The organism is Thalassospira lucentensis (assembly GCF_032921865.1).
In the GTDB taxonomy this organism is placed as follows: Bacteria; Pseudomonadota; Alphaproteobacteria; order Rhodospirillales; family Thalassospiraceae; genus Thalassospira; species Thalassospira lucentensis_A.
In genome coordinates, this window is sequence record NZ_CP136684.1 from 3,048,804 (window position 1) to 3,071,630 (window position 22,827).

23 protein-coding genes are annotated in these 22,827 nt (G+C 54.7%); 11 read left to right on the forward strand and 12 right to left on the reverse strand.

Annotated elements, in window-relative coordinates:
* Window positions 1-232 precede the first annotated feature (232 nt).
* The 6 genes from R1T41_RS14795 (at window position 233) to R1T41_RS14820 (ending at window position 6,567) form a co-directional block, all read left to right on the forward strand.
* Window positions 233-1,765: an acyl-CoA carboxylase subunit beta gene (locus R1T41_RS14795; RefSeq protein WP_317337640.1), complete on the forward strand. Its 1,533-nt coding sequence runs from the start codon at window positions 233-235 to the stop codon at window positions 1,763-1,765.
* 29 nt (window positions 1,766-1,794) lie between these two features.
* A complete protein-coding gene (gene accC, locus R1T41_RS14800) occupies window positions 1,795-3,801 on the forward strand; it encodes an acetyl-CoA carboxylase biotin carboxylase subunit (protein ID WP_317337641.1) in 2,007 nt (668 codons plus the stop codon).
* A 241-nt stretch (window positions 3,802-4,042) separates the two neighbouring features.
* A complete protein-coding gene (locus R1T41_RS14805; RefSeq protein WP_209221646.1) occupies window positions 4,043-4,792 on the forward strand; it encodes an HAD family hydrolase in 750 nt (249 codons plus the stop codon).
* A gap of 16 nt (window positions 4,793-4,808) precedes the next feature.
* On the forward strand, window positions 4,809-5,168 hold the full coding sequence (locus tag R1T41_RS14810; protein WP_411045562.1) for a DUF1244 domain-containing protein: 360 nt from the start codon (window positions 4,809-4,811) through the stop codon (window positions 5,166-5,168).
* 37 nt (window positions 5,169-5,205) lie between these two features.
* Window positions 5,206-5,520: an acylphosphatase gene (locus tag R1T41_RS14815; protein ID WP_317337643.1), complete on the forward strand. Its 315-nt coding sequence runs from the start codon at window positions 5,206-5,208 to the stop codon at window positions 5,518-5,520.
* Window positions 5,521-5,712: 192 nt separating this feature from the next.
* On the forward strand, window positions 5,713-6,567 hold the full coding sequence (locus tag R1T41_RS14820; protein WP_114124067.1) for a 5'-nucleotidase, lipoprotein e(P4) family: 855 nt from the start codon (window positions 5,713-5,715) through the stop codon (window positions 6,565-6,567).
* A 52-nt stretch (window positions 6,568-6,619) separates the two neighbouring features.
* Here the strand turns inward: R1T41_RS14820 and R1T41_RS14825 are convergent, their stop codons facing one another.
* The 6 genes from R1T41_RS14825 to R1T41_RS14850 all read right to left on the reverse strand — a co-directional run bounded on the left by R1T41_RS14825 (window position 6,620) and on the right by R1T41_RS14850 (window position 12,023).
* A complete protein-coding gene (locus R1T41_RS14825) occupies window positions 6,620-6,775 on the reverse strand; it encodes a hypothetical protein (RefSeq protein ID WP_317337644.1) in 156 nt (51 codons plus the stop codon).
* Between the two features lie 67 nt (window positions 6,776-6,842).
* Entirely contained in the window at window positions 6,843-7,865 is a 1,023-nt protein-coding gene (locus R1T41_RS14830) for an SEL1-like repeat protein (RefSeq protein WP_317337645.1), read from the reverse strand.
* A 198-nt stretch (window positions 7,866-8,063) separates the two neighbouring features.
* Window positions 8,064-8,813: a DUF4336 domain-containing protein gene (locus R1T41_RS14835; protein ID WP_317337646.1), complete on the reverse strand. Its 750-nt coding sequence runs from the start codon at window positions 8,811-8,813 to the stop codon at window positions 8,064-8,066.
* Window positions 8,814-8,897: 84 nt separating this feature from the next.
* Window positions 8,898-9,461 carry a hypothetical protein gene (locus R1T41_RS14840; protein WP_317337647.1) on the reverse strand — a complete coding sequence of 188 codons (564 nt, stop codon included), beginning with the start codon at window positions 9,459-9,461 and terminating at the stop codon, window positions 8,898-8,900.
* Between the two features lie 116 nt (window positions 9,462-9,577).
* Window positions 9,578-10,993 (reverse strand): FAD-binding oxidoreductase, encoded by a 1,416-nt coding sequence (locus R1T41_RS14845; RefSeq protein WP_317337648.1) that lies wholly within the window; start codon window positions 10,991-10,993, stop codon window positions 9,578-9,580.
* A gap of 34 nt (window positions 10,994-11,027) precedes the next feature.
* The gene (locus R1T41_RS14850) at window positions 11,028-12,023 is read right to left on the reverse strand and encodes an L-threonylcarbamoyladenylate synthase (RefSeq protein ID WP_317337649.1); all 996 of its coding nucleotides are present in this window, start codon (window positions 12,021-12,023) and stop codon (window positions 11,028-11,030) included.
* Window positions 12,024-12,282: 259 nt separating this feature from the next.
* On the opposite strand from R1T41_RS14850, the gene R1T41_RS14855 reads away from it, so the two are divergent.
* On the forward strand, window positions 12,283-13,452 hold the full coding sequence (locus tag R1T41_RS14855; protein WP_317337650.1) for an MFS transporter: 1,170 nt from the start codon (window positions 12,283-12,285) through the stop codon (window positions 13,450-13,452).
* Window positions 13,453-13,753: 301 nt separating this feature from the next.
* On the opposite strand, the gene cysQ is transcribed toward R1T41_RS14855, so the two are convergent.
* Window positions 13,754-14,575 (reverse strand): 3'(2'),5'-bisphosphate nucleotidase CysQ, encoded by an 822-nt coding sequence (gene cysQ / locus R1T41_RS14860; RefSeq protein ID WP_317337651.1) that lies wholly within the window; start codon window positions 14,573-14,575, stop codon window positions 13,754-13,756.
* Between the two features lie 153 nt (window positions 14,576-14,728).
* Complete coding sequence (gene ftrA, locus R1T41_RS14865; protein ID WP_317337652.1) at window positions 14,729-15,724, reverse strand: transcriptional regulator FtrA; 996 nt, start codon at window positions 15,722-15,724, stop codon at window positions 14,729-14,731.
* Between the two features lie 134 nt (window positions 15,725-15,858).
* Here ftrA and R1T41_RS14870 point away from each other — a divergent pair, with 134 nt between their 5' ends.
* Window positions 15,859-16,260 carry a rhodanese-like domain-containing protein gene (locus R1T41_RS14870; protein ID WP_062952370.1) on the forward strand — a complete coding sequence of 134 codons (402 nt, stop codon included), beginning with the start codon at window positions 15,859-15,861 and terminating at the stop codon, window positions 16,258-16,260.
* Between the two features lie 86 nt (window positions 16,261-16,346).
* The gene (locus R1T41_RS14875; RefSeq protein WP_317337653.1) at window positions 16,347-16,829 is read left to right on the forward strand and encodes a GNAT family N-acetyltransferase; all 483 of its coding nucleotides are present in this window, start codon (window positions 16,347-16,349) and stop codon (window positions 16,827-16,829) included.
* Here the strand turns inward: R1T41_RS14875 and R1T41_RS14880 are convergent.
* The 3 genes from R1T41_RS14880 to R1T41_RS14890 are packed head-to-tail and all read right to left on the reverse strand — an operon-like array spanning window position 16,819 to window position 19,585.
* The gene (locus R1T41_RS14880) at window positions 16,819-17,199 is read right to left on the reverse strand and encodes a DUF2750 domain-containing protein (protein WP_317337654.1); all 381 of its coding nucleotides are present in this window, start codon (window positions 17,197-17,199) and stop codon (window positions 16,819-16,821) included. The genes R1T41_RS14875 and R1T41_RS14880 overlap by 11 nt on opposite strands.
* Window positions 17,196-18,683 (reverse strand): AmmeMemoRadiSam system protein B, encoded by a 1,488-nt coding sequence (gene amrB / locus R1T41_RS14885; RefSeq protein WP_317337655.1) that lies wholly within the window; start codon window positions 18,681-18,683, stop codon window positions 17,196-17,198. The genes R1T41_RS14880 and amrB overlap by 4 nt, the downstream gene beginning before the upstream one ends.
* A gap of 20 nt (window positions 18,684-18,703) precedes the next feature.
* The gene (locus R1T41_RS14890; RefSeq protein ID WP_317337656.1) at window positions 18,704-19,585 is read right to left on the reverse strand and encodes an AbiJ-NTD4 domain-containing protein; all 882 of its coding nucleotides are present in this window, start codon (window positions 19,583-19,585) and stop codon (window positions 18,704-18,706) included.
* 92 nt (window positions 19,586-19,677) lie between these two features.
* Between R1T41_RS14890 and amrS the strand changes: the two genes are divergently transcribed.
* Window positions 19,678-20,793, forward strand: coding sequence for an AmmeMemoRadiSam system radical SAM enzyme (amrS, locus tag R1T41_RS14895; protein WP_317337657.1), 1,116 nt, complete (start codon window positions 19,678-19,680; stop codon window positions 20,791-20,793).
* Window positions 20,794-20,866: 73 nt separating this feature from the next.
* On the forward strand, window positions 20,867-21,331 hold the full coding sequence (locus R1T41_RS14900) for a GNAT family N-acetyltransferase (RefSeq protein WP_317337658.1): 465 nt from the start codon (window positions 20,867-20,869) through the stop codon (window positions 21,329-21,331).
* Window positions 21,332-21,395: 64 nt separating this feature from the next.
* Here the strand turns inward: R1T41_RS14900 and R1T41_RS14905 are convergent, their stop codons facing one another.
* Window positions 21,396-22,667 (reverse strand): lipase family protein, encoded by a 1,272-nt coding sequence (locus tag R1T41_RS14905; RefSeq protein ID WP_317337659.1) that lies wholly within the window; start codon window positions 22,665-22,667, stop codon window positions 21,396-21,398.
* Between the last annotated feature and the right edge of the window lie 160 nt (window positions 22,668-22,827).

The following is a 22,827-nucleotide window of genomic DNA, read 5'->3' on the forward strand; positions in this document are numbered from 1 at the left end:
CCGGTATTTCCCGACCGGCTTCTAGACTTTAGTCCAGCCCGCCCACACATATCGCAATGACGTTAGGGAAATCAGGCCTTTGCGGGCCATTTTGTTCCTGTACCAGACTGTGAAAAATAATTGGCATTCCAGTACCGAATAATGCTATTTCAATTCATCATTCAGATTGCATCACCGGCATGACCACCGTCATGAATGCATTCCGGGCGGCCCAAAATAAGGATCACGCAATATGCAGGATATTATCGCCAAGCTCGAAGCCAAACGCGCAGAGGCGGCCATGGGCGGCGGCCAGCGCCGCATCGACAATCAGCATGCCAAGGGCAAACTGACCGCGCGCGAACGGCTTGATGTGCTTCTTGACGAAGGCTCGTTCGAGGAATGGGACATGTTTGTCGAACATGATTGCGTTGATTTCGGCATGACCGAAAACCGCATTCCGGGCGATGGCGTGGTCACCGGGCATGGCACGATCAATGGCCGTCTGGTGTTTGTCTTTTCACAGGATTTCACCGTGTTCGGTGGTGCGCTTTCGGGCGCGCATGCGCGCAAGATCTGCAAGATCATGGATCAGGCGATGAAGGTCGGTGCACCGGTGATCGGGCTTAACGATTCCGGCGGTGCGCGTATTCAGGAAGGTGTCGAAAGCCTTGCCGGTTATGCCGATGTGTTCCAGCGCAATGTCGAGGCATCCGGTGTTATCCCGCAAATTTCCCTGATCATGGGGCCGTGTGCGGGCGGGGCGGTCTATAGCCCGGCCATGACCGACTTTATTTTCATGGTCAAGGACAGTTCATACATGTTCGTGACCGGCCCGGACGTGGTCAAGACCGTGACGCACGAGGAAGTCACTCACGAGGAACTTGGCGGGGCGATGACCCATACCAGCATTTCCGGTGTGGCCGATCTGGCGTTTGAAAACGATGTTGATCTGCTGTTGCAGACCCGTCGTTTCATGGATTTCCTGCCGCTATCCAATAAGGAAAAGCCGCCCGCACGTCTGTGTGAAGACCCGATCATGCGCGATGATTTCTCGCTTGATACGCTGGTTCCTGAAAATCCCAACATGCCCTATGACATGAAGGAACTGATCACAAAGGTCGTAGATGAAGGCGACTTTTATGAAATTCAGCCCGATCATGCCAAAAACATCATTATCGGTATGGGGCGCATGGATGGCCGCACGGTTGGCATCGTCGCCAATCAGCCGATGGTTCTGGCCGGTTGCCTTGATATTGCATCCTCGAAAAAGGCCGCGCGGTTTGTACGGTTCTGTGATGCCTATAACATCCCGATTGTCACCTTTGTCGATGTGCCGGGCTTCATGCCGGGGACCGCACAGGAATATGGTGGCATCATCAAGCACGGTGCCAAACTGCTTTATGCCTATGCCGAGGCGACGGTGCCAAAGGTCACCGTCATCACCCGCAAGGCTTATGGCGGGGCTTATGACGTGATGGCATCCAAACATCTGCGCGGTGACGTCAACTATGCCTGGCCGACCGCTGAAATCGCGGTGATGGGGCCAAAGGGTGCGGTGGAAATCATTTTCCGGGCCGATATGAACGACCCGGCCAAGATCGAGGCCCGCACCGAAGAATACCGTGAAAAATTTGCCAACCCGTTTGTCGCGGGGCGCAAGGGTTTCATTGACGATGTCATCATGCCGCATGGCACGCGCAGGCGTGTGTGCAAGGCGCTTGGCATGCTGCGCAACAAGGACATCAAGAACCCGGCCCGCAAACACGGCAACATTCCGCTTTAACCCGCGACGTCAAATTGGGAGCAAACAATATGTTCAAGAAAATCCTGATTGCCAACCGCGGTGAAATTGCCTGCCGCGTGATCAAATCAGCCCGTAAAATGGGCATTGCCACGGTCGCGGTTTATTCCGATGCCGATAAAAATGCCCTGCATGTGCAGATGGCCGACGAAGCCGTGCATATTGGTCCGGCGCCATCCAACCAGTCCTATCTGGTGATTGATAAAATCATCGATGCCTGCAAATCGACAGGGGCGGAGGCCGTCCATCCCGGCTATGGCTTCCTTTCGGAAAATCAGGCATTCGCCAAGGCGCTTGATGCCGCCAAAATCGCCTTCATCGGCCCGCCGGTTGGCGCGATTGCCGCGATGGGCGATAAGATCACATCGAAAAAAATCGCCGCTGAGGCCGGTGTTTCCACCGTTCCGGGCTATATGGGCGTGATCAAGGATACTGCCGAGGCGATCAAAATTGCCAATGATGTCGGCTATCCGGTGATGTTGAAGGCATCGGCTGGTGGTGGTGGCAAGGGCATGCGCATTGCGCGCAACGATGCCGAATGCCGCGAAGGGTTCGAGCGCGCCACGTCAGAAGCCGCAAGCTCCTTTGGCGATGATCGCGTCTTTATCGAGAAATTCGTCGAAGAACCGCGCCATATCGAAATTCAGGTGCTTTGCGATAAACATGGTCACGGCATTTACCTTGGCGAACGCGAATGTTCGATCCAGCGCCGCCATCAGAAAGTCGTCGAAGAAGCGCCGTCACCCTTTATCGACCCTGAAACCCGCAAGGCGATGGGTGAACAGGCCGTGGCACTGGCGCATGCGGTGGATTACTGCTCCGCCGGGACGGTGGAATTCATCGTCGATAAGGACAAGAACTTCTACTTCCTTGAAATGAACACAAGGCTTCAGGTCGAACATCCGGTGACCGAGCTGGTGACCGGCGAGGATCTTGTGGAATGGATGATCAAAATCGCCAATGACGAAAAGCTGACGCTCGCGCAGGATGACGTCAAGCTGACCGGCTGGGCGATGGAAACCCGCATCTATGCCGAGGACCCGTTTCGTGAATTCCTGCCTTCCACCGGGCGGTTGGTGCGGTATCAGCCCCCAGCCGAGAGCGCATCGGTGCGTGTCGATACCGGTGTCTATGAAGGCGGCGAAATTTCGATGTATTACGATCCGATGGTCGCCAAACTCGTGACTTACGGCGAAACCCGTGATGATGCGATTGCGGAAATGCGGGCCGCCCTTGATGCCTATTACATTCGCGGTATTTCGCACAATATCCCGTTTGTTGCCGCCGTCATGGCCAATAAACGGTTCCAGTCAGGCAACATCACCACCAATTTCATCGCCGAAGAATATCCCAACGGCTTTTCTGCCGATGATCTGCCCAATGATGATCCGGCGATGCTGGTTGTTGTTGCCGGATACCTCAATCAGCGGGTGGCGGAACGCAATGCGCGGGTGACCGGGCAGGTCAGTGACCATCCGTTGACCATCGCCGAAAGCTGGGTCGCGGTATCGGGCGATGATCACACCGCATTCGATATCGAAATTGACGGTGTTAACAATGACTACATTGTTGCCATCGGGGATCGCAGTTATGGCGTTTCATCCGACTGGAAAATCGGTGATGCGCTGTTTGTCGGCGAAATTGACGGTGCGCCGGTCTGCGTGCAGATCGATGTCGAGGGTGTCGGCTATCGCCTGTCGGCCAACGGCATCCAGCGCAGCTTCAAGGTGATGCTGCCCCGCGTGGCCGAATTGCAAAAACTGATGCCTTTCAAGGCACCGCCGGATATGTCAAACTTCCTGCTGTCCCCGATGCCGGGGCTGCTGGTCAAGGTATCGGTCACCGAAGGCCAGACCGTCCAACCAGGCGAGGAACTTTGCATCCTTGAGGCGATGAAAATGGAAAACGTGCTGAAGGCCGAAAGCAAAGGCGTTGTCAAAAAAATCCACGCCGAGCAGGGCGCGAACCTGTCGGTCGATGCGATCATCATCGAGTTTGAGAAAGACGAGGCAGCCTAGGCCGGATTGTCATCTGATCGGGCATTGACTGAAACGTGATCGGCGTCGGGGGAACATTCCCCCGGCGCTTTTTGTTTCATACCTGTTCGATCGGACGGGTTTGCAACCCCTTTCGAACAGTTGCAACGCATATTAAATACAGAAAACGGGGCTTTACGGCGATTTCCGGCTGACCTATGGTCGCGGATTGAGGCCCGATGCTTTGACATGGCCATCCAATAACAAGAAACGAGGGCTTGGAATGACCTATAAACTGATTGCCTTTGATGGCGACGATACGCTGTGGCACAACGAACCGCTGTTTCGTGACGCCCATATCCGCCTGCGCGAAATGCTTTCGCATTATGGCGATGCCGATACGGTCAATGATCGGCTCTATCAGGCGGAACTGGCCAATCTTTCGATCTATGGATACGGCATCACGGGCTTTACCCTGTCGATGATCGAAACCGCGATCGAGCTTTCCGACAAGAAAATAAGTGCGGCCGAAATTCATGAACTGGCCGAAATCGGCAAATCGATGCTGCGCGCGCCGACCCGCCTTATTGAAGGGGCCGAGGATGTTTTGCGCCATTATGCCGCCCATCCGGATCGCAAGGTCGTTCTGATCACCAAGGGCGATTTGATCGCCCAGCAGCTTAAAATCGAGCGTTCCGGCCTCGAAAGCCTGTTTGCCGGGGTCGAGATCGTCTCGGAAAAGGACCCGCTGACCTATCGCAATATCTTTGGCCGCTATGGTGTGGAGCCATCCGAGGCGGTGATGATCGGCAACTCGTTAAAGTCCGACATCCTGCCCGTCCTTGCGTGCGGTGGGTCTGCGATCCACATTCCCTATGAAATCACATGGGTCCACGAAATGGTCGATCAGACGGAAATCGATAATGATCATTTCGTCACTGTCGAAAGCATCGCCGCGGTGCCCGAAAGCATCGAGAAACTTGAAGAGGACCTGCCTGCCTATGGCACGGTCGGGAGTATGGAAAATGTCTGATTGCGCCGGTTCGGAAATGTCGACCGAAGCATCCCTTGCCAATGGCCCTGCGGCAAATCTTGATCCGCAGACCAAGCTGGAACTTGAAGCCGCAGCCTTTCGCGGGCTTGTGCAGCATCTTCAGGACCGCAAGGATGTGCAGAATATCGATCTGATGAACCTTGCGGGTTTCTGCCGAAACTGCCTTGCCAAATGGTATCTGGCCGCGGCACGTGAACGCAACGTTCCGATGGATTATGATGGTGCGCGCGAAGTGGTCTACGGCATGACCTATGATGAATGGAAAGACAATCATCAGGCCCCGGCAAGCGCCGAACAGAAACAGAAGTTTCAGGACACCGCCCATCTGCACGCCAATATCCCCGGCGCGAAATAAAAGTCGCGAAGTAAACATCACACCAAAGGATGTTGTCATGACCACCACCGAACCAGACCCGCAAACCGGCACCGGAAACATTTCCGTTCATGCCCGGATTGAAGGCCGGGTGCAGGGCGTGTGGTATCGCGCCTGGACGGTCGAGGAAGCGCGCAAACGCGATCTGACCGGCTGGGTGCGCAACCGTGCGGATGGCACGGTCGAAGCCCTGTTTTGTGGCCCGGTCGCCGGGGTGCAATCCATGATTGCCGCCTGTCACGAGGGCCCGATGCATGCCAATGTCACCCGCGTGCATGAAGAACCCGGCCTTGAAGACGGGTTCACCACTTTTGAAAAACACCCGACTGTCTGACGACGGGCCGCCAGATTGGCGCCTTTATCCAATCGCGTTCAAAGCCTTTTTCCGCCCCTATGCAGAAAAAGGCTTTTTCTTTGGTGCGGTGCGGTGGCATGCTCTTTCAATCCTGTCCGGCTGGTCAGCCCGCTATTTTGCGTATCGGGTGTGTGCAGGCCGGACCGGGAACCAAACAGGGAGAATACAAAGATGAAATTGACGACGAAATCATTTGGCGTTGCCGTTCTTCTGGCGGGTTCGGCCTTTGGCGCGTTTGGCGCACAGGCACAGGAACCGGCACAGAATGACGGTCTGAACGCATCGCTTTGGTATCAGACCTCGGTCGAATACAAAACCACGGCCCTTTCGGTTTATGCCGGTGCGCAGCGTCTTCTCGATGCCGCGATTGGTGATCATGACTGGACCGCGGCCCTTGAACAGGATGGCAATTATTCGGCCAAGCCGCCGGCGATCATCCTTGATGTTGATGAAACCGTGCTCGATAACTCGGCCTATCAGTCATGGGTTGTGACGGCCAATACGTCTTACAGCTCCAAAACCTGGGCGGCATTTGTCGAAGATGCGATTTCAACCCCGACGCCGGGCGCGCTGGAACTGACCAAGGCCGCGGCTGACAAGGGCGTTGAAGTCTTCTATGTCACCAACCGCAAGGCCGCCGAAGAAGCCGCGACCATCAAAAACCTGCAGGAATACGGCTTCCCTTACGCCGATGCGGACCATGTGATGGTGCGCGGTGAAAAGGAAGAATGGGGTTCCGCCAAGGCCACCCGTCGTGCGGCAGTTGCGGCTGATTTCCGTGTCATCATGATGTTTGGCGATAACTTCGGTGATTTCACCGACGATATCGATGGCACCATCGATGAACGCCTCGAAGTCATGGACAAATACGCGACCTATTGGGGGGAACGCTGGTTCATGCTGCCGAACCCGACCTATGGGTCATGGGAATCCGCGGCATTCGGCAATGACTGGAAAAAATCCCCCGAAGCCCGCCGTCAGGACAAGCTTGACGCGCTCAATAGCTGGTCGGGCCCGAAAGAATAATTTCTTTCGCATCTGACGATAGAAAGGGGGCGTGCCATGATCGGCGCGCCCCTTATTTCATGACCCAGCGAAAGGCGCGTTTGAGTTCGGCTGTGCCGTTGTGATCGTACCAGCGGCCATGCGCATATCCATCCGGAGCCATCGAGGCAACAAACATCCGCTGCAGCCACCGCCAAGTGGTTGAGAGGTCGTTCGGGCTTGCGGTCACGCTTTGACTGTTCTGGTGGGCATGTCAAAAGAGGGGCATGGGCATTTCAGAGAGGGGCTAAATCAAATCAGCAACCCTTATAGTTTTTAGCAACACACTCTTTCATAAGTATCTGTGCTGCGGAGATGTCAGCAGGTGTCATAAATTCTTCGACTTTTTCTCGAGATTTTAAATCAATATCTTCCCCTAAAGATGCCGAAATATTAAGCCACATGTACGCAGAGACGATATCTTTTGATACGCCGCGTCCGTCGGCAAACATGAATCCAAGATTTTTTTGAGCTTTTGCATGACCCTGTTCAGCGGCAAGGGTGTACCAACTCACGGCAGTCTTATCATCTTGTGGAACGCCTTCTCCGTCTTCATACATTTTCCCAAGATTGTTTTGTGCTTTTGCATGGCCCTGTTCAGCGGCAAGGGTGTACCAATTCACGGTAGTCTTATAGTCCTGTGGTACGCCGCGTCCGTCTTCATACATTGTCCCAAGATTGAATTGTGCCTCGGCAAGCCGCTGGTCAGCGGCAAGGGAGATCCACCTAAAAGCAGTCTGATCATCCTGAGGAGCACCTAGTCCGAAGTAATACCTGGCCCCAAGATTGTTTTGTGCTATTGCGTACCCCTGTTCAGCGGCAAGGGTGTACCACTTCACGGCAGTCTTATCATCTTTTGGAACACCTTCTCCGTTGGCATATATCACCCCGAGATTGTTTTGTGCTATTGCGTACCCCTGTTCAGCGGCAAGGGTGTACCATTTCACAGCAGTCTTATCATCCTGTGGTACGCCGCGTCCGTCGTCATACATCAGTCCAAGATTGTTTTGTGCTTCGGCAAGCCCCTGTTCAGCGGCACGGGTGTACCATTTCACGGCACTCTTATCATCCTGTGGAACACCCTGTCCTGCGTAATACATTGCCCCAAGATTGTTTTGTGCTTCGGCAAGCCCCTGTTCAGCAAGAGGAGTAAATTCTTTTACTGCAGTTGCAAAATCTTCGTTTCGTGTTGCAATTACCCCCTTTTGGAAGTGAGTGGCGCAACCAGGTAATGACATTATTATTAATAGAAAAACTGGTGTAATAAAGGAGAATCTCACAATAACGTCCTTTGATATGGAATTGCCGAAGTATTATTTGTTTTTTATTTCAGTGATTATTTTGGTAAATATTTTGCAAAATCAAATCACCATTTTCAAACCCATATGCATATCTCTCCCCATGATCGTACGGTGAAACTCCCCTCAACGACTTGATGATATCACATTACGCTCATGTTTGAGCGTAATGCGGCTGCTTTATCGCATCGCCCAACGAAAGGCGCGTTTAAGCTCGGCCGTGCCGTTGTGATCATACCAGCGGCCATGCGCGATAATCACCCGTTCCGGTGCCCAGTCGATCATCTGATTTACCGCCTTGCGAAGACTTTCCTTGTGTCCGGCAAAGGTCATGCGCATATCGCGTGGCGCGCAGCCATCCGGATCCATCGAGCCAAATATCCGCACCAGCCAGCGCCACACCGGGCTTTTGATCTTGTGGGCCTCGAAATTCTCTATCAGGTCGGTCAGGATCAGGGTGTTTGATTTCGGGTGGTAAAATACCGCCTCGGACAAATAGCCGCCGCGTACCATCACCTGTTCAATCTCGCCGGCCCATTCGCGTTCAACGCTGTCGGCAAGTTCGGCGTCAAACGATACCGTCATGCCGACCGATTTCGCCCGCTTCATCACACCGGGCGCGCAGAAGCTTTGCGCTGCCGGATAGGCCGCCTGCCATTCCGGCACCCCGGCATAATGGATGGTGTTGGGCGCAATCAGACAGGCAACTTCGCCCAGCGCATCAACACGGGCCTTAAGCTCCGTCGTCAAACGGATCGGTGAATGGATAAACAGCTTGCCTGATGCCAGCCGGATGATCGTCATCCGGGTCGGAAACGGCAGTTTCATGCCGAGATACTGAAACCCGATCACCGGGCCATCCACGATCCAGATTTCGTCCCCGACGGCCTTGGGAACGTTTAGCGGATCATAGGTATCAATCGAAAACATCGCGGACCTTTTTGGGATGGGGTCTTTGGAGGAGGCTATTCCACTCCTTTGAAATCACAAGATTTTTGCAATTCGCATTTGTTTTTATTTGTTTGCGCTGACTTCATTGTCATCTGTCGGTAGGGCGATTGTAGAGGCAAAATATCTGCTTAAATGCATGAACAACACGAAAGCTATCGGGATGCCGTTTAGAAATGAGAAATTGGGGAAAAACAACCCTGTGGACGCAGAAAACCCAAAGCTCATGAAAGCCACGATCAATATCTCACAGGTCGGATTGTATCTACTTCTTAATAGAAATTCTGAGCCTATAACAATAATTACACCAATTATTCCGCTAGATATAAACACGCTTACGAATATCGAGGTGTGAATTGGGTCGGGTAAAAATGAAAATTCGAACATTTTATCCGCTTTGAAAACAAATATCGCACCAGCGAAATATGAGACGATAAGAGAAATTACAATCGCCAGAAAAACTGCAAGCGGAACTATAATTAATTTGGCGTCGTTTTTGTTTTGTGCATTTTTTGTATGAACAAGTATTGCCGTAAAACCGTAGCTGCCAAATAGCAGTATCAATGCTCCCAGATGTCCGAATGGGAGCAGAAATCCGGCAATAATAGGAAGACATAAATAGTAGCGCATTTCCGACGCCATCATGACCTCTAGGTGCGTTATTTAACTATTTTTCTAACGTATTTCGCGTCTTGATTGTGAGGGGACATTAATGTGATGCAAGAAAATTTACGTAAACTTCTAAGCTAAATGACGATTTTGCCGGGGTTGAGCATTCCATCTGGATCAATCGCATCCTTGATCGCGCGCAATAATTTCATCTTTTCCGGGCTGGCATAGCGGGCCAGTTCATCAAGCTTCAGCTTGCCAATGCCATGTTCGGCACTGATCGATCCGCCAAGATCGGCAACAATGTCATGGATCAGGCGGTTAAGCGTTTCCCAGCAATCGAGAAATGCCTGTTTTTCCATCTCGACCGGCTGGGTGAAGTTGAAATGGATATTGCCATCACCAACATGGCCAAACGGGCAGGGGCGAATGCCCGGAATGAAATCACCGGCCGCGGCCATGCCGCGTGTCAGCAATTCCGGCACCTTGGAAACCGGAACCGATACATCATGCTTGATGCTGCCGCCTTCAAACCCCTGTGCCTCGGGGATGCCTTCGCGGATCGCCCAAAGATTGGCGCGCTGGGCCTCGGATTGTGCAAGCGTTGCATCGCTGGCAAGGCCCGCCTCAAGGGCGCTTTCGAGAAGGTCGCTTAGAACCTCGTTCAAATCATCCTTGGGCCGTGACGAGGTCAGCTCGATCATCACATACCAGTCCGAGGGTGCGGCAAGCGGGGCAGATAGCCCCGGCAAATGGGCGATGGCCATATCATGGGCAAAGCCGCACAACAGCTCGAACGCGGCAATCGCATCACCGCTTTCACGTCGCGCAAGCGCCAGAAGGTCAAGGGCGGCATCGGGGCTGGGGACAGCCACCCAAGCGGTCGCGACATGGCGCGGCTTGGGAAACAGTTTCAGCGTTGCCTTGGTGATAATGCCAAGGGTGCCTTCCGCCCCGATAAACAGATCGCGCAGATCATAGCCGGTATTGTCCTTGCGCAGGGATGACAGGCCGTTCCACACGCTACCATCGGGCAGAACGACTTCAAGCCCCAGAACCAGATCACGCGCATTGCCATAACGAATGACGTTCAGCCCGCCCGCATTGGTCGCAAGATTGCCGCCAATCTGGCAGGAGCCCTCCGACCCAAGGCTTAGAGGGAAAAGAAGGTCACGGTCGCCTGCCGCATCCTGCACGGTTTGCAGGATCGCACCGGCCTCGACCGTTGCGGTGAAATCGCGGGCATCAATTTCAATGATCCGGTTCATCCGTTTCAGGTTCAGGATCACCTCGGCGGCATTGGCAACCGCCCCGCCGCATCGCCCGGTATTGCCGCCCTGAGGCACAATCGCAATGCCATGTGTTGCACAGATCGCGACACATTTGGCGACTTCGTCGGTGTTGGCGGGGTAAAGCACCATGCCCGCGTCGCCAGCAAACTTGCCGCGGGCCTCGGCATTATGGTTTGCCAGAATATCGGCCTCCATGCTCCAGCCTTTCGGGCCAAGGGCATCCTGAAGTTCCTTGATCGCGCTGGCGGGCAGGATGTGCATGGGGCTGTTTTCCGCTCGGCTGAGGTTGGAAGAATTACGGGGTCGGATGAAGGGCGCGGGGCGCGCTGGCGCGTTTCATCCTGTCATTGATCGCAAGCCCAAGACCGGTATCGGGGATCGGCGCAATCGCGATCCCGTCAAAGCGCGGCTGATCGGCTTCGTGCAGCTTGGCAAACAGGTTGGCGGCGGCTTCGCGGTCATCACCGGTTTTCGAAAGCCACAGGACTTTATCAAACCCCTTGGTCACGCAATCCCCGAATGCCAGCAATATTTCATGGCCATATTTCTTCTGATCTGGTGCATCGGCATTCAGCCGCACCGGAAGGCCGGGCGCATAATGGCTGGTCAGCATGCCGGGGCTTTTGGGCGCATTGTCATCTGTTTCGGCCATCACGACGTCGCATCCCAGAACTTCCGCCACCTGATCACGCGTAATCCCGCCGGGGCGCAGCATCACCACCTGATCGGTGGTAAGATCAATGACGGTGCTTTCAAGTCCGACCCCGCAGGGCCCGCCATCCAAGATCATGCCAATCGCATTGCCAAGGGATGCTGCTACATGGGCCGCCGTCGTCGGGCTGATCCGCCCGGACCGGTTGGCCGAAGGTGCTGCAATCGGGCGACCAACCGCACGCAATAATGCGCGCGCCATGTCATGTGCGGGCACACGCACCGCAATGCTTGGTAATCCGGCGGTGGTCAGGTGCGAAACCGTGCTGTCATCGCGTTTGGGCAAAACAAGGGTCAGGGCACCGGGCCAGAACGCATCGGCAAGCTTATCGGCACGCGCATCAAAAACCGCATGCTGAGAGGCGGCATCGCGGTCAGGAAAATGGCTGATCAGCGGGTTGAAGCTTGGCCGTTGCTTGGCGGCAAAAATGCCTGCAACCGCATCGTCATTGGTGGCATCCGCGCCCAACCCGTAAACCGTTTCGGTCGGAAACGCGACAAGCTCGCCCGCGCGCAACTTGGCCGCGGCCTGTGTCAGGGCACCTTCGGAATAGGGGCGGATCGTCAAAGCCGGGGACATCAAGCATTCCATAAAAAATATAGCCTTGTGAAATACCTAGCGACGATAGGGCTTAATGACAAGCTGGAACCGACTTTATCGCTGTTTGGATTGATCGAATGATCGTCCCGGTTTAGGGTGTCGCTCGCAGGAAGAACCCGATGATTGATCCCGGTTCGCACGTGGTGCGTGTCAAAGCCTGCATTCCTGATATCCGGCCTGCTGCAAACACCCGCTCAGGTCCTCGAAACGGTGTAATCCATCGCAAGGAGGGCCTTTTATGCCTTTGCACATGCCATCCATCCCGCCGAAAATCGCCATACCGCTGGCCCTGATTAATCTCGCGTCCTTTGTTTCGCAGATCATCCAGATCGGCGTGATCGATACGCTTTTGCCTCTGGCACTGACCAATGCCGGGCTGGGGGAACGGCATGGCGGCATGATGCTGTCGCTTTACTGGATTGCCGATCTGATCGGCGGTTTCTTTGTAGCGGCGGTTTTGCGCAAAACCCATCCCTTCATCCCGCTTCTGATCAGCGGCCTGTCATTCTTCACCCTGATTGTCGTGGTGATGTTTGCGCCGCAATCGGCTCTTGTCCTGCCGGCAACCCTGTTTGCCGGGGTGGGGTTGATCCTGCGGTGGGTGGTGTGTGACGGGCTGATCGTGCAACTGGCCCCGCGCGATAAAATGGGCCGGGTGGTTGGTTTTCATGAAACCCTGATGGGGCTTGGCATAGTTCTGGGGCCGATCCTGATTGGCTGGTTTGGGGATGACGCATTCGTCATGTCGGGCATTGCCCTTGCGGCCGCCATCATTCCGCTTTTCTGCGCCTTTGCCATGCCGCGCATTGAAATGGCATCGACCCAAAAGGGAGCCGGGGCAGCTTTCCGGCGCTGGATCGATCATTGGGATCTGGTGCTGATTGCCTTTGTCGCGGGGTTTGTCGAAATCTGCTTTTTGTCGGTCCTGCCCTTGCAATCGCAACGCGACACCGGGCTTGCCGATGCCGGGCTCTGGATGGCGGCGATATTTGTGTTTGGCGGCACGATCTGTCAGCCGCTTGTCGGCTATGTTTCCGATAAAAGCGGCCCGATCAAACTGGCATGGCTATGCTTCGGATTGCTTCTGGCGGGGGCGGTGCCGATGGCGCTTGCAGGCTACGGCATCTTTGCCGCCATCATTCAGTTCGCACTGGGGATTGCGGTGGCCGGGCTTTATACCGCTGCCGTCCTGATCGCGGCTAGTGGCCGGGGGCAGGGATATCAGGTCGGCGTTCTGGTGATCGTCTCGCAAAGCTATACGCTGGGGGCCATTGTCGGCCCGTCGGCGGGGACGTCGCTTCTGGTGATGGTCGGAAGCTGGGCCTTGCCGATCCTTGTTCTACTGTCGGCAGGCATATCGGTACTGCTTTTAATGATGCGCCGGGCCACACCGGCACCGGGAAACTAGCCTCAAACAGCGCAGAGCCGCCATCAAGATGGCGGCTCCATTTACGCTCTAGCCCGGTGGTCGCTCCGCGGCAGTGACCCGGACCGCGTCGCCGTGATTCCGGCGGCTATTTACGTCACCTACACTTTGTGTGGCGATGGCGCGATCATCATTCAAATTGCCAAAAATGTCAAGGTTTCTGCGGTCTGGCATGCATCGTGATATGCGCCATATGCAATGCGGCCTGTCTTTGGTGCGCTGCACAAAAGACAAGCCGCTATGATCGTTCTGTTATTCGGATCGCCTACCGCTTCGCGATAGATCAGGATTGGTAGGTCACCGGTACGGATGGGCTGCGTGCGATGAAGAACGGATTGCGGAAATCGGCCTTGCCATAGGCAAACCGAGTCCCGTCCATATTCTCGACCACGCCACCGGCAGCCGCCAGAACCGCATGACCGGCCCCGATATCCCATTCCATGGTCGGGCCAAGCCGCGGATAAAGGTCAGCAACACCTTCGGCCAGAAGGCAGAGCTTAAGCGAACTTCCAGCCGGGCGCAGTTCCTTGACCGCAAGATCACCGAGAAACGCCTTCATCGCGTCGGGATCGCCATGCGACCGTGACCCAACAACCACAACGCCGTCTTCCGGCATGTCGCGCACGGTGATCGCGCGCGTACTGTCGTTACCATCACCACTGCCTTCAATCAGCTTCGCGCCATCCGGCCCGCCGTAATAAAGCTTTTCAATTGCCGGGGCATAAACCACGCCCAGAACCGGGGCGCCCCTGGCAATCAGGGCGATATTGACGGTAAACTCGCCGTTGCGTTTGATGAATTCCTTGGTCCCGTCCAGCGGATCAACCAGCCAGAAGAAGTCGGTATCCCCGTTCACATCGGGAATGTCACCTGCGGCCGCACTTTCCTCGGACACGATTTTGACATTCGGGGTCAGGGCGCGAAGACCGGGCAGGATCACCGCCTCGGCGGCGTCATCGGCCTCGGTCACCGGGGATGCGTCATCCTTGGACCGGACTTCGAAATCGGTGTCATAGATTTTCATCATGGCGGCACCGGCGCGGCGCGCAATTTCAATCAACCCGTTTTCAAGGGCACTGGCATCGGCCGGAAGGGCAATCGTCATGGCAATCTCGTCTGGTTAATCTTTTGCGTGCAAAGGGCATAGGGAATTTTGCCCATCACGTCCAGTAAGACCGTCCCATTATGGCGAGATCACGTTCACTTTCCTGTTCACGTTCATCATCGCAATCACCTGCCCTCAGGACGATATGCCCGGTCACGCCGGTTGACTGACCCGAAACCGGTTACGATAGCGGGCCGGGGGCACATGGGCGATATCGCGAAACGCGATGCGAAATGTTTCCATCGACTGGAACCCGCATTGCTCGGCAATGTCACCCAGCGGCAAACTGGTTTCTTCAAGCAATTTCATCGCCCGCAATACCCGTTCACGCCGCAGCCATTTAAGCGGAGCCATGCCGGTGCCTTCGCGGAAGCGCCGCAAAAATGTTCTTTCGCTTAGTCCCGAAAAGTCGGCCATTTCGCCGATTTCAATTGGTTCGGCCAGTTTGCCGCGTGCCCAGTCCAGAACGGCTGCAATCGATTTGCCCGGTCGTTCCTGTACCGGTGCTTCGACATATTGCGCCTGTCCCCCATCACGATGGGGGGGCATCACCAACCGCCGTGCGACCACATTGGCAACCTGCGCGCCATGATCGGACCGGATCACATGCAAACAGGCATCAATCCCCGCACTGCTGCCCGCCGATGTGATGATCTGGCTGTTTTCGACATATAAAACATCATCGACAATCTCGATATCGGGATACATCGCGTGCAGCCGGTCGGTATATCGCCAATGCGTCGTCGCCCGCCCGTTTGCCAGCAACCCGCTTGCCGCCAGAACAAACACGCCCGAACAGATGCTTACCAACCGGCATCCGCGGGCATGAGCACGCCTTAAAGCATCACAAAGTGCCACATCAGGCATCACATCCGCCCCGCGCCAGCCGGGGATGATCACGGTATCGGCATGATCAATCAATTCGATCCCGGCATCGGTCGCCACCCGAAAACCGCCCATCGCCCGGATTTCCGGGTCAATTCCCGCAATCGAACAGCGATACCACGGAAAATCAAATTCCGGCCGGGGCAGGGCAAATGCCTCCAGGGCGATGCCGAATTCAAATGTGCAAAGCCCGTCATAGGCCAGCACCACAACATGATGCAGGGCGTCGGTTGGTTTGATGTCTGCGGCACGATGATCGGGCATGACCGGATTTGATTCCGTTAAAATGCGGTTTGGCGAAAAACTACCGAATAATGGCATTTTGGCCACTATCACAAAAAATGGCAATCGTTACGATCATCCCATTACCCATGATGATTGCAAACGGAGCCACCCGAATGAAAAGCCTGATCAATGAAACCGCGCCCGCACCGTCGCATATCGCACGTGCCCATTTTGATGCGATGCTGCAATTTGAAACCGATTGCTGGGACACGCATGCAAGCCTGCAATCAGGGGCCGATGATTTCATTCTTGTCGATGTCCGGTCCCCCGCGCTGTATCACGGCGGCCATATCGAAGGCGCGATCAACATCCCGCACGGCAAGATGACCGAACGCCGCATGGCCGAATATCCCGCCGGTAAAACCTTTGTGGTTTATTGCGCCGGTCCGCATTGCAATGGTGCCAACAAGGCGGCCTGTCGGCTGGCCGCCCTTGGCCTGCCGGTCAAGCTGATGATTGGTGGTGTGACCGGTTGGATCGACGAGGGGTTCAGCCTGACGGAACCGGATGCCTGATTTGACGGTAACCACCGCCCGCCAATATGGGCTGACAGGATCGCTGCCTGTCGGCCCATCCTATTCTTTGCCACCGGATCGCACCAATGACGTCATCACCAGTGCCGTATGAAATCCGCACCGCCGTCCCGAATGATCTGCCCCGTCTGATTGACCTGATTGCCGATCACGCGGATTTTGAACGCCAGAAGGTCAATCGCGCCCATCTGGCCGAAAACCTGCCCCGATATCTGTTTGGCGCGGATGCCTGCCTGAGCGTGATGGTGGCGGGCAGGGGTGGGGAACTGGTCGGCTATGGTGCGGCCAGTATCGAATTTTCAACATGGAAGGCCGCCTGCTTCCTGCATCTGGATTGTCTTTACCTTGCGCCGCAAAGCCGTGGGGCCGGGCTTGGCGCGCGGATGCTGGCCGCGTTTGAAAATCTGGCACGTCAGCAGAACCTTGGCTGGATGGAATGGCAAACGCCCGACTGGAATATCGATGCTGCCCGGTTTTATGAACGCAATGGGGCACTGGCCCTGCCAAAGCTGCGCTTTGCGAAAACGCTGTCCCACATCCCTAGCCGGTGATCGATTTCTTTAACGCGGCCATCAAATCATCATGCAATGCCAAATGCCCCGGCAGGATCGGGCCATCATCGCCGGTGGGAGAAATACCGGGCTCGATCCTGTTCCGGGCAAGATCGGGCAACAGCTTTTCGGTCAGTTCAACCAGTGTGATCGCGGTTGGGACATAGCCGGTTTGCGCGATCTCGTTCCACGCTTCGGCATGGTCATGGCTTGCGAAAAACGGGCAATATCGGGTGCCATCATTGCCGGGGCACAACAGCCAGCCCTTGTCATAAAGCCCCCAAACACCTTCCCACGCGATCACGCTTTCAATGAAATAACGATAGCGCGCATCACGGGCATTGATGTTGTCTGATCCGGCACTGCTCATGACATCGGGGGCGGTTGCTGCCAGAAATCCCTGGGCGCGATGTCCTTGCCCGATATGCCGCGCGTGACAAACCGTTGGGCGCGCATGCGATCCGACCAGTGATCCGTCGAAAGCCCGGCCTTGCGTTTCAATTGTGCCACGAAATCCGCCGGATCGGGCAATTGCTCCCAGACCTGTGGCAGGAACAAGCCACGATGATTGCCATCCGACAGGATGATGCCATCCTCATGGGGTGTCAGTTTGGCGATCAGATCGGCCTCGCTTTCAAACGGAAAATCACGCGGCGGGGACAGGACGGAGATGGATAATTCCAGATCGTCATTCAATTCATCTTGGCGAAGGGCCGGAAAGCGCGGGTCGCCAAACCCGGCCTTGAAGGCATTTTCACAAAGGTCCGTCGCCAGATCGCGATGCGCCATCACCGACCCGATGCAGCCGCGAAGCTGGCCGGATTTCTTTAATGTCACAAAGCACGCACCCGGTTGCAGAAGTTCGGGCGAAACCGATGCCGGATCAATGCGAAGCGGCCCGCCATGCGTGACCCCGTGCCAGATCGATTGCCGTGCAAGGTCGATCATCATGGCCCCGTGATCGGCCAGAAGCTTTTCGGTCATGCCGACAAAGCCTCCTGATGATTTGCTCGTCTTTGCATCCTCGCGCATATCCGCTGACCCCGCATAAACCGCCCACGCGCCATAGCCGACCACACGTGATTTATCGCCCGTCACATCGCCGGAATTGCACATGCCAAGCGTCCTGATCCGCATGCCGCGCTTGCGGGCCGACATCAACATGCCCGCAACCGGTAACGCGCCGCATGCATCGCCGCTTGTGATGCTTTCGGCGTCAAACCGTTCGATCATTGCGCGCGTATTGTCGTCGATGCGTTTGGCGGTATCGTAATCATGAAAATGCGACAGGTCCGATGAAATCACGATCAGGGTTTCCGGCCCACCCCAAAGGGCCTCTATCACCTCATGCACCTGCCATGCAGAACACCGGCTGACCAGCAGCGGCACAATGCCGATATCGGCATCTTCGCCAAACAATCGCTGGATAAACGGCAATTCGATCTCAAGCCCGTGCTCTTGCGTGTGCGCCTCGTCCAGAACCTGCACCTGCGGCCATGCAAGGGCGGCCTGCAACCCGGCCAGATCACAGCGCACATCGCCAAGCGGTGTGGCAAACCCGTCCGCCTTGGCAATCGCAATCCCCTGAAACGCCATGCGATGCGCCGGGCCAATGATCACGATCCGTTTGACCGTGTCCTTTAACGCCCGAACCGTGGCAAAACCCAGACCGGCAATCGCCCCTGAAAACATCAGCCCGGCATGGGGCACAATGATTGCCTTGGGGATTGGCGTGTCATTCTCCGTCTGGCTCTCGACCGCCGCATGGATCAACCCGTCAATCTCGCTACGCAACATATCGGGTGCTGCGGGATAAAACGTTCCGGCAATGGCGGGAGGACGGATGAGGGGCATTTATGTTCCAGTGTTAGGGCTTATTGTTTCCGTTCCAGATATGACTCAACGATATATAGAAGGTTGGCAGTTGCATGATGTATCGCAAGGCGAACCGCCTTGTCTGAAACCTTTTTATCGGGACCGCCGTGACCGCCCTCTTTATTTCGGATTTCACCTAGTGCTTTTAACTCATTGGTTATAGGTGCCAGTTTGTCGGACGCAATCGCTGGAAATAGACCGTTTTCTGCCGCTTTTTGTATTAATGGCATATAGGTATCTTTGTCGCCGTAGATTATCCCGAGGTTCTTGAAAATAACCTTGAGAGCAGCCTCAACTGCTTTAACCGTATTGTCTATCGCGTTCTGAGAACTTTCACTGGTTCCTTCTTTGTAATCACTAAAAGCCTGACGCAGATAATTGTATGAATCTGTGAATTCATCCCTATTCAAAAGGCTTATCGTTGGAATAACTGCGTCATTTGTTAGTTCTTCGTCATCAACGGGTATTAGCTGGCCATCTATATACTTGTACCCAACTCCGGCTAATCGGAGCCTATAATTAACCGCGTCAATGGCATTTTCTGAGTCATAACCAGACTTTTGAGCCATTAACTCAATAGTGGTAAGCGCATAATCAATATCTTGTGGCGAACTTCCTCCATCCATCCCGTTGTGCAAAAAAGCTTGGAGTTCTGCACTGTAATTGAATCTTTCAGATGAATATGCACTCGGTGAACCCACATTGTTGAGTTTGTATACACCAACTGCGTGTCGCAAAATTCGAACAATTATCTCAAAATTTCGGATTTTGGGTGAAAGCAATTGCCAGCATTGTGTTCGGGCATTGTCGGGAAAATGATTTTTCTCAAAGGTCTTCGGCCACTCTCCGCGTTGTGTTTTCATTCTTTCAAAGAATAGCATTGGACATTTTCCCGATTGCTTTTCGCTTTCCGTGCATTGATCACTAAATGATAACCTAACAGGCGCTCCGGAAAATAAGGTTTTCTGCATTTATGCAAGCGAACAATGTAGTCGATACCGTTCCCGGCCGATACTGGCATCATCTTGAGGATGGTCGTATCCAGTGTGATGTCTGCCCGCGCTTTTGCAAGCTGAAGGACGGGCAACGGGGCTTGTGTTTTGTCCGGGCACGCGAGGGTGATCAGGTGGTTTTGACCACATGGGGCCGGTCATCGGGCTTTTGCATTGATCCGATCGAGAAAAAGCCGCTTAACCATTTCTTGCCTGGCACCCCGATCCTGTCCTTTGGTACGGCGGGCTGTAACCTGACCTGCAAGTTCTGCCAGAATTACGAGATTTCCAAGGCGCGTGAAATGGACAGGCTGGGATCGCTTGCGACGCCTGAAATGATCGCCAGAACCGCCAAGGAATATGGCTGTTCGGCAGTTGCGTTTACCTATAACGATCCGGTGATTTTTCTGGAATATGCGGTGGATGTGGCGCAGGCCTGCCGGGAGGCCGGCATTCGTACCGTCGCCGTCACGGCGGGTTATATTGGCGATAAAGCCCGCGAGGAATTCTTCCGCCATATGGATGCGGCCAATGTGGATATTAAGGGCTTTACCGAGGATTTCTATCACAAGCTTTGTTCCGCCCATCTGGCCGATGTTCTGGAAACCCTGAAATACCTTAAACATGAAACCGGGGTGTGGTTCGAGCTGACCAATCTGTTGATCCCCGGCGAGAATGACAGTGACGCGGAATTCGATGAAATGACGTCATGGGTGGCGGGTGAACTTGGCCCTGACGTGCCGATGCATTTCACCGCCTTTCATCCCGACTGGAAAATGATGGATCATCCTCGCACTCCGCCCGCGACCCTGATCCGGGCGCGCGAGATCGCGATGAAAAACGGCATTCGCTATGCTTATGTCGGCAATGTCCATGACAAGGCGGGATCAAGCACCTTTTGCCATCACTGTGGTCACATCCTGATCGGGCGGGACTGGTATCAGTTATCGGACTGGAACCTTGATGCGCACGGGGCCTGCACCCAATGTGGTACCCATTGCGCAGGTGTGTTCCAACCGCGCCCCGGCACATGGGGGCCAAAGCGCCAGCCGGTGCGTCTGGCCGGGCCAACTGCGGCTTCGGCACCACCATCCTGATGGTGTTTTTGCTTCCATTTCGGGCAAAGCAGGCTAAATTGCCGCCAGTTTCGTTTGGACCCAAAATCACCCCATGAAAATCCGCAAAGCCAGTACCTCTGACGTCAGTGCCATTTTCGCCATCCGAAGCCGGGTGCGCGAAAACCATCTGTCCGTCGATCAGTTGGCGGAACGGGGCATTACCAAGGCCGCCTTTGGCAAATGGATTGCTGATGGCTATGGCATGTGGGTGGCCGATCTGGACGGGGCGGCGGCGGGCTTTGCCATTGCCATCCCGCACGAGGCGACATTATGGGCGCTGTTCGTTGATCCCGATTTCGAAGGCCGCGGGGTGGGAAGGGCACTTTTGCGTGTGGCCGAGGAATGGCTGTTTGCAAAAGGTTGCAACGATATATCCCTGACCACCGATGCCGATCCCAAAATCCGCGCGCATGGCTTTTACGAGAGTCACGGCTGGCACTGCACCGGGGATGCGGATAAGGGGCAGGTCGAATACATCAAATCCAACCCGACCCTGTCGCTGTTTGATTTTGGCTAGGCGGCCCCGCAGGTCAAGCAGCGATCTGACCGATCAGATGCCAGATGTTGCTCGATGCAGAACCTTAATCGATGCTTGGCAAATATTGTACCGGCGTAACCTGCATGATGTAGTGATACTGATAAATATGTGTCGCAAAGATCAAATTACCAATTTGTGCGACTGACTTGTCTGATGTTGCATCGTTTTCAGGGTTGGTATCCGTAATCGGGTTATCTTTCGTAAAGGGTGGCCATTTCTGCCATTGCGGATCCGTTTTTAGAATATAGGGTGCGTATGTCTTATCGTTCGTCCAGCTATAGAAACCCCATGCGTCCGAGAAATCGGTTTTTCCAAGAAGATCATGGGTGATATTGGCGTAGTCGACACCTTCGGGCCACTTTTTGACCTTGTCGACCAGCTCAGCCATTTCGTCGCCAACTGGGCCATGTATGACACCGAAGATGCTGTCATATTCCTGAAATCCGGTGCGCGATATGATCGCGTCAATCATGTTCCAGCCATGCGGGACGACATCGTGGATATTCATATGATCGTGGGTATGAGGATAGGTCGCCGCAAATTCATTGATCCATGCTGTATTGCCCGGTGTTGCGCCTGCATAGGGATAAATTTCAACACTGGCCCAGCCACTGTCAGTGTCGGGGTAAAGATAGAACGCCAAAGCCGGTGACAATGCCCCGCCCAGACTATGGCCGGTAAAGACTAGTTTTTCGGTTGGTTTTTTCTTCTCTTTAAGGAAGTCAGACACACTTTGCCGGGTTTTCGGGTCTTTCATCTCCATAAGCAAATTGCTGATGCCCAATGCGGTTCCGCCTGAAACCTGCGGTTTGGTTTGATCTATCGGATCGTGCTTTTCGACGGTAAACGGAAATTTCGGAGGCCAAAGCGATGTTTTTTCGGCTGCAACATCGAAATCCTCCTCGGTCCAGTCGGAAATGTTTTTGGGATTTGTGCCCGCGATTGCGACCACATAGGTCGCAAGTTCATTGCTGTGGGCGACAAACATCGAATTGGTGGCATAACCGCCATGCGGTTTGGGAAGTTCTTTGTAAGGATGTTCGATATAGACACTCGGGCCCCATACGACCTCCCAGTCACCACCGGCAAGAGCACTGTTCTGTTGCGGGAAATATCCAACCCATTCCGGACCTTTCCAGTCCTTGAACGGCCCGGTCGTAGAGGCTGCTTTCAAATCGCCGCCGCAAAGCGCAATCTTCATGTATTTTGTCAGATCGTTCTGGTCGCCTGGCTCTTTTGCCTGAACCTGAATATCGGCTACCGCGTTTGCAGCCATGCACAAGCCAAAATAGGTTTGCCCTACGCTGTAAGTCATCGTCACCTCCCTCATCCGGACGCAATAGATTGAAAACTCAACGTGTATTGTCATACGTGGGCGAGAATTCTCGTGGCGTTCAACAGATCGGCATGCTGTCAGCATGGAGTAACGCTAGGCGAGAAATTTCCTCAAAAATATAACCTACAGGTTGACGTAT

What these genes read in the sequence shown, in the direction of transcription:
- R1T41_RS14795 (WP_317337640.1), top strand. Translation starts at nt 233, where the DNA reads ATGCAGGATATTATCGCCAAGCTCGAAGCCAAACGCGCAGAGGCGGCC.
- accC (WP_317337641.1), top strand. Translation starts at nt 1,795, where the DNA reads ATGTTCAAGAAAATCCTGATTGCCAACCGCGGTGAAATTGCCTGCCGC.
- R1T41_RS14805 (WP_209221646.1), top strand. Translation starts at nt 4,043, where the DNA reads ATGACCTATAAACTGATTGCCTTTGATGGCGACGATACGCTGTGGCAC.
- R1T41_RS14810 (WP_411045562.1), top strand. Translation starts at nt 4,809, where the DNA reads ATGTCGACCGAAGCATCCCTTGCCAATGGCCCTGCGGCAAATCTTGAT.
- R1T41_RS14815 (WP_317337643.1), top strand. Translation starts at nt 5,206, where the DNA reads ATGACCACCACCGAACCAGACCCGCAAACCGGCACCGGAAACATTTCC.
- R1T41_RS14820 (WP_114124067.1), top strand. Translation starts at nt 5,713, where the DNA reads ATGAAATTGACGACGAAATCATTTGGCGTTGCCGTTCTTCTGGCGGGT.
- R1T41_RS14835 (WP_317337646.1), bottom strand. Translation starts at nt 8,813, where the DNA reads ATGTTTTCGATTGATACCTATGATCCGCTAAACGTTCCCAAGGCCGTC.
- R1T41_RS14840 (WP_317337647.1), bottom strand. Translation starts at nt 9,461, where the DNA reads ATGCGCTACTATTTATGTCTTCCTATTATTGCCGGATTTCTGCTCCCA.
- R1T41_RS14845 (WP_317337648.1), bottom strand. Translation starts at nt 10,993, where the DNA reads ATGCACATCCTGCCCGCCAGCGCGATCAAGGAACTTCAGGATGCCCTT.
- R1T41_RS14850 (WP_317337649.1), bottom strand. Translation starts at nt 12,023, where the DNA reads ATGTCCCCGGCTTTGACGATCCGCCCCTATTCCGAAGGTGCCCTGACA.
- R1T41_RS14855 (WP_317337650.1), top strand. Translation starts at nt 12,283, where the DNA reads ATGCCTTTGCACATGCCATCCATCCCGCCGAAAATCGCCATACCGCTG.
- cysQ (WP_317337651.1), bottom strand. Translation starts at nt 14,575, where the DNA reads ATGACGATTGCCCTTCCGGCCGATGCCAGTGCCCTTGAAAACGGGTTG.
- ftrA (WP_317337652.1), bottom strand. Translation starts at nt 15,724, where the DNA reads ATGCCCGATCATCGTGCCGCAGACATCAAACCAACCGACGCCCTGCAT.
- R1T41_RS14870 (WP_062952370.1), top strand. Translation starts at nt 15,859, where the DNA reads ATGAAAAGCCTGATCAATGAAACCGCGCCCGCACCGTCGCATATCGCA.
- R1T41_RS14875 (WP_317337653.1), top strand. Translation starts at nt 16,347, where the DNA reads ATGACGTCATCACCAGTGCCGTATGAAATCCGCACCGCCGTCCCGAAT.
- R1T41_RS14880 (WP_317337654.1), bottom strand. Translation starts at nt 17,199, where the DNA reads ATGAGCAGTGCCGGATCAGACAACATCAATGCCCGTGATGCGCGCTAT.
- amrB (WP_317337655.1), bottom strand. Translation starts at nt 18,683, where the DNA reads ATGCCCCTCATCCGTCCTCCCGCCATTGCCGGAACGTTTTATCCCGCA.
- R1T41_RS14890 (WP_317337656.1), bottom strand. Translation starts at nt 19,585, where the DNA reads ATGCTATTCTTTGAAAGAATGAAAACACAACGCGGAGAGTGGCCGAAG.
- amrS (WP_317337657.1), top strand. Translation starts at nt 19,678, where the DNA reads ATGCAAGCGAACAATGTAGTCGATACCGTTCCCGGCCGATACTGGCAT.
- R1T41_RS14900 (WP_317337658.1), top strand. Translation starts at nt 20,867, where the DNA reads ATGAAAATCCGCAAAGCCAGTACCTCTGACGTCAGTGCCATTTTCGCC.
- R1T41_RS14905 (WP_317337659.1), bottom strand. Translation starts at nt 22,667, where the DNA reads ATGACTTACAGCGTAGGGCAAACCTATTTTGGCTTGTGCATGGCTGCA.